Below are 9646 nucleotides of genomic sequence, written 5' to 3' on the forward strand. Positions count from 1 at the left end.
AGGGAACACCAAACACCCAAGCCTATTGCAAGGATACCAACCATGTCAACCACAACATCTGATACACCCACCACCCCGATGAGCGAGCATGGCACCAGCATCTACCAAGACTGGCTCCAGGGCGAACACGGCCCGATGCGCTACTGGGTTTCGGAACCCAAACGAGGCGTGCCGGTCGTCTTTATCCACGGCTATGCCGCCATGGTCGAACATTGGAAACGCATCGCACTCCAAGTGGCCCGCAGCCACACCTTCTACGCCCTCGATCTCTACGGCTTTGGCGAATCGGCGCGGCCACGCGGCGAACCCAGCCGTGAGCGCTGGGCGGCCCAGGTAGCCACCTTCATCCGCGAAGTGGTGGGCGAACCGGCGGTGGTGGTCGGGCACTCGATGGGCGGCGTGGTCGCCACCGAGGTGGCGCGCAGCTACCCCGATCTGACCCGTGCGCTGGTGCTGGTGAATAGTTCTGGCATGCAGATGTACGAGCGCCCGCCCACCTTCTTCGATACAGTCATGATGAATGCGCTCAGTTTGCCGATCCTGGGCGAAGCTGTAACCTGTGCCTTCACCAACCCGTGTACCCTAGAGTACAGCGTGCGCCAGGGCTTGCTCTCGGCCTACCACAACAAAGAGCGCGTCACCCCGAAATTGGTGCAGACCTTCACTGCGCCGTTGCGCAAGTATGGGGCGAGTTCCTACCTGGCAGCATCGCGCAACTTCCGGGGGCTGACGTTGGAGGCATTCCCCGGTGATGTGCGCGCGCCCACGCTGCTGATCTGGGGGGCGGAAGACCGCTCCATCCCGCCGTCGGATGCCGAGGCGATCAAGGCGCATCTCATCCCCCAAGCCGAGATTGTGGTGCTCCCCGCTACGGGCCACTGCCCCTTCGACGAGACGCCGGAGGCGTTCTGTCAGGCGTTTTTGCCTTGGGTGGATCGGGTGTAGCACATTGGGGCGGCTTCGCCGCCCCCGAAGATCTTTTTTGTTGTGTTTTGGCGGCTTCGCCGCCAAAACACAACAAGAATTGGAGTTGGGGGCGCTGCCCCTGAATATTCGCCGATTGCACAAATCAAAAACATCAGGTATCCTTACTATCAGGATACCTGATGTTTTTTGTTTCGTGCGAAGGGCCGCCCCATGTCTGCTGAAGCTGCCAGCATTGCCCAGATGCTGCTCGACATGCTGCCGTTACTCAACCGCGCCGTGCTCACCACCATTCAGGTGGATGAACCAGATGCGCTCACCATGCCCCAGTTCCGCGTCTTGGCCCACCTGAGTGACGGGCCAAAGACGGTGAGTGAACTTGCCCGCCGCCGCCGGGTGACTCTGGCCTCCATGGGTCAACTCGCGCAAGCGCTGGTCGAGCGCGGCTTGGTTGAGCGGCGTCCCGATCCGCAAGACCGCCGCCAGTACCAACTCTCCCTCAGTCTTGCCGGTCAGGAGCGCTACGCCGCTACCTATGCACTGGCGCTGCGCCAACTCGCCACGTTGCTGGCTGAACGTCTCAGCAGTTCCGATCTGGCCACGCTTCAGACAACCCTGCCACTACTCCACCACGCCCTCGCCGATCAATAAGGGAATCACTATGTCAACCACACCTGCTACTCCGCGCCCACCGAGCCGCCTGCTCCGTGGCTTCAGTGCGCTGCGCGTGCGTAACTACCGCCTCTACTGGTTCGGTCAACTGGTCTCCATGACCGGCTCGTGGGTGCAGGCCACCGCCCAGGCGCTGCTGGTGCTGCAACTCACCAGCGAGCCACTTGCAGTCGGCTTGGTGGCCACCTTCCAGTTCTTGCCGGTAATGCTCTTCTCGCTCTTTGGCGGGGTCATCGCCGACCGCGTGCCACGTTACCGGATGATCTTGAGTACCCAGGTAATTGCGATGACTCTCGCGATCATCTTTGGCAGTCTGGTGGCATTGGATCTGATCCAACTCTGGCAGGTCTACCTGCTGGCGCTGTTACAGGGTTTCGTGAACGCGCTGGATGCGCCGGTGCGCCAGGCGTTTGCGATAGAGTTGGTGGGTAAGGAGGATCGCCCCAATGCGGTGGCGCTTAACTCGATTGTCTTTAATGGCTCGCGTATCATCGGCCCGGCCATGGCGGGCATCCTGATCGGCCCGCTGGGTATCGCCACGATGCTCTATATGAATGCGGCCAGCTTCATGGCCATGCTGATCGGCCTGCTGCTGATGGACACGCGCCTGATCAAGAATGAACAGCGCCCCCCGCAGCCGGTGCTACGCCAACTGCGCGAGGGTTTAGCCTATACGTGGCGCACACCAGAGGTGTTGCTGGTGATGATCCTGATGGCCGCGATTGGCACCTTCGGCTATAACTTTAGTGTGACGATGCCCCTAATCGGCGGCTTTGTCCTGCATACCGATGCGGTCAGCTATGGCATGCTCGGTGCCTTCCTAGGGCTGGGTTCACTCGCGGCGGCGCTGGCCAACGCCTATATGCGCACCTTCACCCCGCTACGCATGATCATCTCGGCGGCGGCCTTCAGCCTGTTGCTGGGGGCGCTGGCACTCACAACATGGTTGCCGCTGGCCTTTGGGCTGCTCTTCGCCCTCGGCTTCGCCGGCATCAGCTTCACCACCGCCGCCAACACCAGCATCCAACTGCGCGTCCCCGACCAACTGCGTGGTCGGGTGAGTAGCCTCTACTTCACGCTCTTTGCGGGCAGTACGCCGATTGGTGGCTTGCTCATCGGGGGGGCGGCGAATGTGATCGGGGTGCCCAACACGTTGTTGATGTGTGCAACCCTGTGTCTGCTGGGGGTGGGGATCGGGACGCTCTATCAGCGTCATACGCTGCACTTGCAGGTGGCGCATTCGTAACTGTGAGCCTCCCGTCGGGGGTTCGGGGGAGGCAAAGCCTTATGGGCATTCGGTTAAGCGTCCTCTTGCGCCCTGGTTGTTGACCGCAGAGGACGCAGAGGAACGCAGAGGAAGAACCATGGGTTGTAACCCCAAAGCGCGAGCCCCATCCCTCTGCGTACCTCTGTGTCCTCTGCGGTTGATAGGGTGTACCACCGAGGATGATGCCCTCCTTCTTACGAGAAAAAAGCGGGTTTGGGGCGCAGCCCCAAGCATAGATACCTGATTCTGGTATAATCCCACTACCTACCGCCTTCCCACCTAGGAGTGCCGCCGTGACAAAGAAGCCCGGCCGCCGTGTTACGCTGTTTGTTACCTGTATCGTGGATCAGGTCTACCCTGGGATCGGCTTTGCCACGGCCAAGCTGCTCCAAGCCCAGGGGATCGAGGTGCATGTTCCGCGTGGCCTCACCTGCTGCGGCCAGATGGCCTTTAATGCCGGGTTCCGCGACGAGGCATACGCGGTGGCCGCCCGCACTATTGAGGTGCTGCGTGGCCAGGGTGATGTGGTCATCCCTTCGGGTTCCTGCACCGCCATGATTCGCCACCTCTACCCCGAACTCTTCCAGCGTAGCCCCTACGCCGATCCGGCTGCCGATCTGATCGCCCGCACCTATGAGATTAGCGAGTACCTGGTGGATGTGCTCGGTGTGGAAGATGTCGGCGCGCGTTTCCAGGGCAGCCTCGCCTACCACGACTCGTGCCACGGGCTGCGTTACCTCGGCCTCGGTCGCCAAGCGCGTACCCTGCTTGGCCATGTGGCCCAGGCTGACGTTCGCCCGCTCCCCAGCCACGACCAATGCTGTGGCTTTGGTGGCCTCTTCGCGGTCAAGCAGGCAGCGATCTCGGAGGCGATGCTCAAGAATAAGCTCACCGATATTGAAGCCACCGACCCCGATCTCGTCGTGATGGGCGATGCTTCCTGTATGACCCAGATCGGCGGCGGGTTGAGCCGTCAGGGTCGCCGCACCCGTGCCCGCCATCTGGTTGAGGTGCTGGCGAATATGACCAACGAACGCCCGTAGTCAAAGGAAGCCTGTATGCCTAGTCAGTCCATCTCCTTCTATAATCGGGTCGCTACGGCGCTTGATGATACCTCGCTGAAGACGGCGCTGAGCCGGGCGACCGGGCGCTTTGTGGGCAATCGCGCCGGGGCGCTGCGGGCATTGAGTGATGCCGATGGGCTACGCGATACGGCGCGGGCCATCCGCGCCGGGGCGTTGGCGCAACTCGATACCCTTTTGGTGCAACTGGCGGAACGGGTCGAAGCACGCGGCGGGCATGTCTGTTGGGCCAGCGACGCCGCCGAAGCCCAGCACTATATCGTCAACTTGGCCCAGGCGCGCCAGGTGCGGAGCATCGTCAAATCCAAGTCTATGGCCTCCGAGGAGATCCATCTCAACCAGGCGCTCGAAGCCGCCGATTTGGAGGTGATCGAGACCGACCTCGGCGAGTATATCATCCAGTTGGCGGGCGAGACCCCCTCGCACATCCTGGCCCCTTCCATCCACAAAACCCGCGAGCAGGTGAGTGATCTCTTCCACCAACACCTGGGCGTGCCACCCACCGACGACATCCCCACCATGACCCAGACTGCGCGGCGTGCGCTGCGGCAGCGCTTCCTCCAGGCCGACATGGGGATTAGCGGGGTCAATTTTGGCGTCGCCGACGAGGGCGCGGTAGTGATTGTGGAGAATGAGGGCAATGCGCGCCTCTCCACGAGTGTACCGCGCATCCATGTCGCCATTATGGGCATCGAACGGATCGTAGCGCGCATGGACGATCTAGGGGTGATGCTGCAAGTACTGGCACGTTCCGCCACGGGCCAGAAACTGAGCGTCTACACCAGCATCATCAACGGCCCGGCGCGCCCCGGCGAGGCCGACGGGCCAGAGGAGTTCCACCTGGTTCTGCTCGACAACGGGCGCTCCAAGATGTTGGGCAGCCAATACGCCGAAGCGCTACTCTGCATCCGCTGCGGAGCCTGCCTCAACGCCTGCCCGGTCTACCAGGCGATTGGCGGCCACGCCTACGGCGGGGTCTACTCCGGCCCCATCGGGGCGGTGCTTACCCCCATCCTGCAACCCGATCTGCCCGATGTGCATCTATTACCCCAGGCTAGCTCGCTCTGCGGCGCGTGCCAAGAGGTCTGCCCGGTGCGAATCGCCCTCCCCGATCTGCTGCTACGCCACCGCGCCGACGCAGTCAAGGCGGGCAAAGCCCACCCCATCGAACAGGCCGCGATGAGCAGCTACAAGCGCATGATGACCAACCCCTTCCTCTACCGCGCCGCCGGACGCGCCGCCCGCAACGGCAGCCGCCTACTGGGGCGCAAAGGGCGCATCCGGCGCTTACCGCCACCCCTGCACCCATGGAGCCGGGAGCGCGATTTCCCCACCCTCCCCGCCAAAAGTTTTAGCGAGATGTGGGAAGAGGAACCCGAATGACCCGCAGCCAGATCCTCGCCAACCTCCACACCAGCCTCGCCTCGAACCGCCCCTGGCTCGAAAGCGTGGCCAACAGTGCGCCGCACACCATTCCGCCCTACGTCATGCCCGCCGCTGATGATCTGGTGGAACAGTTCGCGGCGGAACTGCGCACCATTGCGGGCAAGGTCTACGTGGTAGCCGACGAGCGCGCCGCCCTAAATCAGATCGCAGCCCTCCTCGCAGAGCGCCCCAGCCCGCAGATCATCGCCTGGGACGTGGAGCAGATCGGCCTCGCGGGGCTACCCGCACTGCTCGAAGCGCACGGGGTAACGCTCGCCGCAAGCGACCTGCACGGAGCCAGCCGCAGTGCCCACCTCCAGAACATGGAGCCGCTGGCGATCTGCATCTCTGGAGTCGAGGCGGGGATTGCCGAGAGCGGCAGCCTCGTACTGCGCCACGGCCCCGGAAGGCCCCGGCTGGCCTCACTTCTCGCCCCGTGCCACATCGCCATCCTGCGCCGCAGCCAACTGGTGCGCGGGCTAGGCGAGGCGCTGGCGCTGCTGCGCAACCGCTACGATGAAGCGATCTTCACCACCACCAGCAACCTCACCCTCATCACCGGCCCCTCGCGCACCGCCGACATCGAGATGACATTGTCGTTGGGCATCCACGGGCCACCAGAGGTGCATGTTATTTTGGTGGGGTGATAAACGAAGGGAGCCACAATATGTCTTTAGCAACCTATGACATCCTGCTCCATGCTGCACGTCACTTATCGCTTGCTGATCGGTTACGACTCGCGAGTGCGCTTGTCAGTGAGGCTGTGAGCGAAGTACCTGAGCCAGCCCGCCGACCGAGAATGAGCCATGAAGAAGCCTACGCCACCCTCGATGCGGTACGTGCTCATTTTGCGGCTCAAGGGCCAGTCTCACCGACTATCGCTGAAGATCTTGCGGCATCACGCCGCTAGAACGGGAGGCGATTGCCAATGTATACCCTTGATGCAAACATTTATGCTCGCGACATTGACCCAAACGATCCCAACTTTGAGGATTGTCACGCTTTGCTTGAGCGCCTCAAGCGAGGGGATGTGTCAATTATCGTGCCAACCCTCTTGTTAGCTGAACTCGCCGCTTCCATTAGTCGGGTACGTCGCGATCCCATTCGCGCACGCTTAGTTGTTGATGCACTACAGAGCCTGCCCTTTATGGAGTTTGTTGACCTTGACCGCACATTGGGACAGGCAGCAGCAGACATTGCGGCTGATCGAGCAGTCAAAGGTGCTGATGCCGTCTATATCGCAGTTGCCCATAGATATGGTTGCACGTTGGTGACGCTTGATCAGGAACAAGCCAAACGTGCTGCACCTATAGTCACAGTTATGACACCGCAGGATGTATTGCGAGTCCTGTAAAGCCCGTAGCGACGCAAGATCTTGCGTCGCTACAATGGCATGCTTAGTTCCTACGCACCGGGTGGTGCACAACATCCACCGGATCGATCAACCGCCCAAACCATGTAGCAAGCATGAGAGCATGAATATAGCGTGGCTCATTGACTAGGGTTGGCGGCTGGGGGGCAACCGAGAAGCGAGTATGGACTGGGGCTTCAGCTATCTCTGCAACAGAGGTGTCGCTCTGGTTCAGTTGCTCATAATGTTTTTTGTTCGACACCATAACGCCACCTTCTTTCTGTGGTACAGTGTCAACAGCCGTTACTATGAGCATAGCACAAGAGACCCGACGATACTAGGGAGAAATCACCCCGCTGGGGTGCGAGAATCGTTCCTTACCTGAAGGTAGACCCCATGAACCGCCCCCTATTCAGCCTACTTCTCCTATGCAGCCTCTTCCTCAGCGGATGTAGCGTATCAACGATAAGTGCCTGGATACCGCTTGATCGCTTCATTGCCCCTCGTGTGAGTCCCACCCCTACCCCCGAACCCACACTGCCACCCGCAGTCGCCGCCCAAGCCGCCGCGCTCCGCCCCGATGCAGTGGACGATCTTGAGTCCACCGAGGCATGGGATCACTACCAGATCATCGCCGCACTCAACCCCAGCGACCTGAGCATCAGCGGGACGGTCACGCTCGATCTGCGCAACCGCACCGGGGTAGCCCTGGATCGCCTCTACTTCCACCTCTACCCCAACCATCCCGATTTTGGCGGTGGCCTCACTGTCACCAGCGCGACGGTCAACGGGCAAGCGGTGGCCTCGGAGGTGCAGTACAGCGACACGCTCCTCGCCCTGAAGCTCGAATCGCCACTCGAACCAGATGCGAGCGCCCAGGTAATCCTCGGCTTTCGCGCCCAAACTCCGCGTGCAGCCAGCAAAAAGACCTTCGGAGCCTTCAATTTTGAGGCCGGGGTCTGGTCTATGGCCAACTTCTACCCGATCCTAGCGCGCTACTTCCCCGAAACCGGCTGGGACACGCGCCCGATTGTGTCACGCGGCGACTTTACGGTATCGAGCGTGGCGCTCTACGATGTGACGATAGATGCGCCCCAAGGCTGGACGCTGATCAGCAGCGGCGTGACCATCAGCGACACTGAGGTAAACGAAGCGATCCACCGCCAGCGCTTCGTGAGCGGGCCACAGCGCGAATTCTACTTGGCGGCGCTCCAGGGGCTGCAAGCTGTGGAGAGCGTGGTGGATGGCACCCGCATCGTGAGCTACTTCCAACCGCGCATGGCCGAGGCGGGCCAGATGAGCCTCGAAGTGGCCGAGCAATCACTCCGCGCCTTCAACAACCGCTACGGCCCCTACCCCCTCGCCGAGTTGGAGGTCGTCCAGAGTGCGCTCACCCAGTTCTATGGGATGGAATACCCCGGCGTGGTACTGATCGAACAGAGCCTCTACACACGCCCAGGCGATGACTTTGAGACCACCATCGCCCACGAGATTGCCCACCAATGGTGGTACAGCCAAGTCGGCAACGATGCGCAGAGCGAGGCGTGGCTGGATGAAGGGTTAGCCAGCTATGCCCAGGTCATCTACTACGAAGAGATCGGACAACCCGACGCGGTGGAGGGGGAATTGCAACACTTCCGCAGCACCTTCCACAACGCACGGGCAGCGGGCCGCGATGCCCCACTCGACACACCCGCCTCCGAGTTGGGCGGCGGGCGCTACTACCCGCTCAACTACGCCAAAGCGCCGCTCTTCTTCCACGCACTGCGCCGCCAGATCGGCGATGCAGGCTTCACCCAGTTCCTGCAAAACTACTACGCGGCCTACCGCTACCAGGACGTAACGGGCGCAGATCTGCTGCAAGTCGCCGAACAGACCTGCGGCTGCGAGCTGGATACGCTCTACCACGACTGGGTGGAAACGAGTACCAAGGTGGGGATACCGTAGGTGATCAAGTTATGCTGCGATACTAATTCGTATTTATACACCTTCAACGAGTTCACTCAGATCACCATAGTCATAGGGTGGGCGCTTTTGGATGGTAAGCACATCAATAATCTGTTCCGTTTTTGACACTCCATAGACCACTCGCCACCGATCAATCCGCAGACGACGGAGTTTACAACCCTCTGGTATATCCAAATCTGTATCTGGCAGAAGCTTCAACGCCTTGCTATGTGGTGGGTGAGGGTTGTGAGCTAGACTGTCAATATCATGGCGGATACGCTGTCGCATATGACCAGGCAGTGCCTTCGCTTCACGCCAAGCCCGAGGTGTGATGAAAATCTCGTACTGCTTCATACCAGATCATCCATCACATCAGACCATTTGAGCCAACCAGCTTTTAGCCGATCTCCTCCGACCGCATGGAGATCAGAGAGCGCATCTTTGACGATAGCGTTGTCCTCAAGTGTCTCTAACCACTCGATGAGGCTCTCCCAATCCTCCGCATGGAGTACCGCCAACCGTCTGCCCTTAACGGTAACAAACTGGACGGATTGCAGTGCTTCGCTTCCGGTAGTCATTGCATGCTCCTGATTATGGAAAAATGTCATGCTGGAATGATTATAGCACCGGAAGGAACGAAAGTGCTATACTAGCTATGCTATAATTCCACCGATCTCCCCCCTACCTGCGAGGTAACAATGGCTGACTGGCTGCTCTACACCATCGTTGGCGCTGCGGTCGTGTTGGTGCTCCTGCTGGTTGTTCTCATGCTCAAAGGCAAAATTGTTATCGGTGAGATTGAGCTTGGCTGGCCGCCAACGATTAAGTTGGTTCCGAAAACCGGTGCGTCTGCGGATCTTGGTTCGCATAACCAGATTAGGACGGCAGATGCGGCCAAGGTGGCGGGTGTCGAGTTTGAAAGCAAACTGCCCGGTCTGAGTATTGATGCCCGTGGTACGAGCGAGGTTTCGCAGATCA

At 60.4% G+C, this 9646-nt stretch carries 12 protein-coding genes; 10 read left to right on the forward strand and 2 right to left on the reverse strand.

Going from position 1 to position 9646, the window contains the following annotated elements; genetic code table 11:
* Positions 1–42: 42 nt before the first annotated feature.
* From EKD03_RS11655 to EKD03_RS11695, 9 genes are all read left to right on the forward strand, one after another.
* On the forward strand, positions 43–945 hold the full coding sequence (locus EKD03_RS11655; protein WP_129630777.1) for an alpha/beta fold hydrolase: 903 nt from the start codon (positions 43–45) through the stop codon (positions 943–945).
* A gap of 192 nt (positions 946–1137) precedes the next feature.
* Positions 1138–1575, forward strand: a complete 438-nt coding sequence (locus EKD03_RS11660) for a MarR family winged helix-turn-helix transcriptional regulator (RefSeq protein WP_129630779.1) — start codon at positions 1138–1140, stop codon at positions 1573–1575.
* Between the two features lie 10 nt (positions 1576–1585).
* Entirely contained in the window at positions 1586–2842 is a 1257-nt protein-coding gene (locus EKD03_RS11665; protein WP_161569252.1) for an MFS transporter, read from the forward strand.
* A gap of 314 nt (positions 2843–3156) precedes the next feature.
* Positions 3157–3906: a (Fe-S)-binding protein gene (locus EKD03_RS11670; protein ID WP_129630783.1), complete on the forward strand. Its 750-nt coding sequence runs from the start codon at positions 3157–3159 to the stop codon at positions 3904–3906.
* Between the two features lie 15 nt (positions 3907–3921).
* Positions 3922–5328 carry a LutB/LldF family L-lactate oxidation iron-sulfur protein gene (locus EKD03_RS11675; protein WP_129630785.1) on the forward strand — a complete coding sequence of 469 codons (1407 nt, stop codon included), beginning with the start codon at positions 3922–3924 and terminating at the stop codon, positions 5326–5328.
* Entirely contained in the window at positions 5325–6017 is a 693-nt protein-coding gene (locus EKD03_RS11680; RefSeq protein ID WP_129630787.1) for a LutC/YkgG family protein, read from the forward strand. Before EKD03_RS11675 ends, EKD03_RS11680 begins: the two co-directional genes overlap by 4 nt.
* 20 nt (positions 6018–6037) lie before the next feature.
* On the forward strand, positions 6038–6280 hold the full coding sequence (locus EKD03_RS11685; protein WP_129630789.1) for a hypothetical protein: 243 nt from the start codon (positions 6038–6040) through the stop codon (positions 6278–6280).
* A gap of 18 nt (positions 6281–6298) precedes the next feature.
* Positions 6299–6724, forward strand: a complete 426-nt coding sequence (locus EKD03_RS11690; RefSeq protein ID WP_129630791.1) for a type II toxin-antitoxin system VapC family toxin — start codon at positions 6299–6301, stop codon at positions 6722–6724.
* A gap of 393 nt (positions 6725–7117) precedes the next feature.
* On the forward strand, positions 7118–8668 hold the full coding sequence (locus tag EKD03_RS11695; RefSeq protein ID WP_129630793.1) for a M1 family metallopeptidase: 1551 nt from the start codon (positions 7118–7120) through the stop codon (positions 8666–8668).
* A gap of 33 nt (positions 8669–8701) precedes the next feature.
* Here EKD03_RS11695 and EKD03_RS11700 read toward each other — a convergent pair whose 3' ends face one another.
* Both EKD03_RS11700 and EKD03_RS11705 read right to left on the reverse strand, forming a co-directional pair.
* Complete coding sequence (locus EKD03_RS11700; RefSeq protein ID WP_129630795.1) at positions 8702–9022, reverse strand: type II toxin-antitoxin system RelE family toxin; 321 nt, start codon at positions 9020–9022, stop codon at positions 8702–8704.
* A complete protein-coding gene (locus tag EKD03_RS11705) occupies positions 9019–9246 on the reverse strand; it encodes a hypothetical protein (protein WP_129630797.1) in 228 nt (75 codons plus the stop codon). The genes EKD03_RS11700 and EKD03_RS11705 overlap by 4 nt, the downstream gene beginning before the upstream one ends.
* A gap of 120 nt (positions 9247–9366) precedes the next feature.
* Here EKD03_RS11705 and EKD03_RS11710 point away from each other — a divergent pair.
* On the forward strand, positions 9367–9646 hold a 280-nt coding region (locus EKD03_RS11710; protein ID WP_153188296.1), incomplete at its 3' end, for a hypothetical protein.

The organism is Candidatus Oscillochloris fontis, assembly GCF_004138135.1.
Classification (GTDB): Bacteria; Chloroflexota; Chloroflexia; order Chloroflexales; family Chloroflexaceae; genus Oscillochloris; species Oscillochloris fontis.

Excerpts from the sequence above, each read along its gene's own strand:
- EKD03_RS11655 (WP_129630777.1), top strand. The coding sequence starts at position 43 with ATGTCAACCACAACATCTGATACACCCACCACCCCGATGAGCGAGCAT.
- EKD03_RS11690 (WP_129630791.1), top strand. The coding sequence starts at position 6,299 with ATGTATACCCTTGATGCAAACATTTATGCTCGCGACATTGACCCAAAC.
- EKD03_RS11685 (WP_129630789.1), top strand. The coding sequence starts at position 6,038 with ATGTCTTTAGCAACCTATGACATCCTGCTCCATGCTGCACGTCACTTA.
- EKD03_RS11675 (WP_129630785.1), top strand. The coding sequence starts at position 3,922 with ATGCCTAGTCAGTCCATCTCCTTCTATAATCGGGTCGCTACGGCGCTT.
- EKD03_RS11665 (WP_161569252.1), top strand. The coding sequence starts at position 1,586 with ATGTCAACCACACCTGCTACTCCGCGCCCACCGAGCCGCCTGCTCCGT.
- EKD03_RS11700 (WP_129630795.1), bottom strand. The coding sequence starts at position 9,022 with ATGAAGCAGTACGAGATTTTCATCACACCTCGGGCTTGGCGTGAAGCG.
- EKD03_RS11705 (WP_129630797.1), bottom strand. The coding sequence starts at position 9,246 with ATGACTACCGGAAGCGAAGCACTGCAATCCGTCCAGTTTGTTACCGTT.
- EKD03_RS11695 (WP_129630793.1), top strand. The coding sequence starts at position 7,118 with ATGAACCGCCCCCTATTCAGCCTACTTCTCCTATGCAGCCTCTTCCTC.
- EKD03_RS11660 (WP_129630779.1), top strand. The coding sequence starts at position 1,138 with ATGTCTGCTGAAGCTGCCAGCATTGCCCAGATGCTGCTCGACATGCTG.
- EKD03_RS11680 (WP_129630787.1), top strand. The coding sequence starts at position 5,325 with ATGACCCGCAGCCAGATCCTCGCCAACCTCCACACCAGCCTCGCCTCG.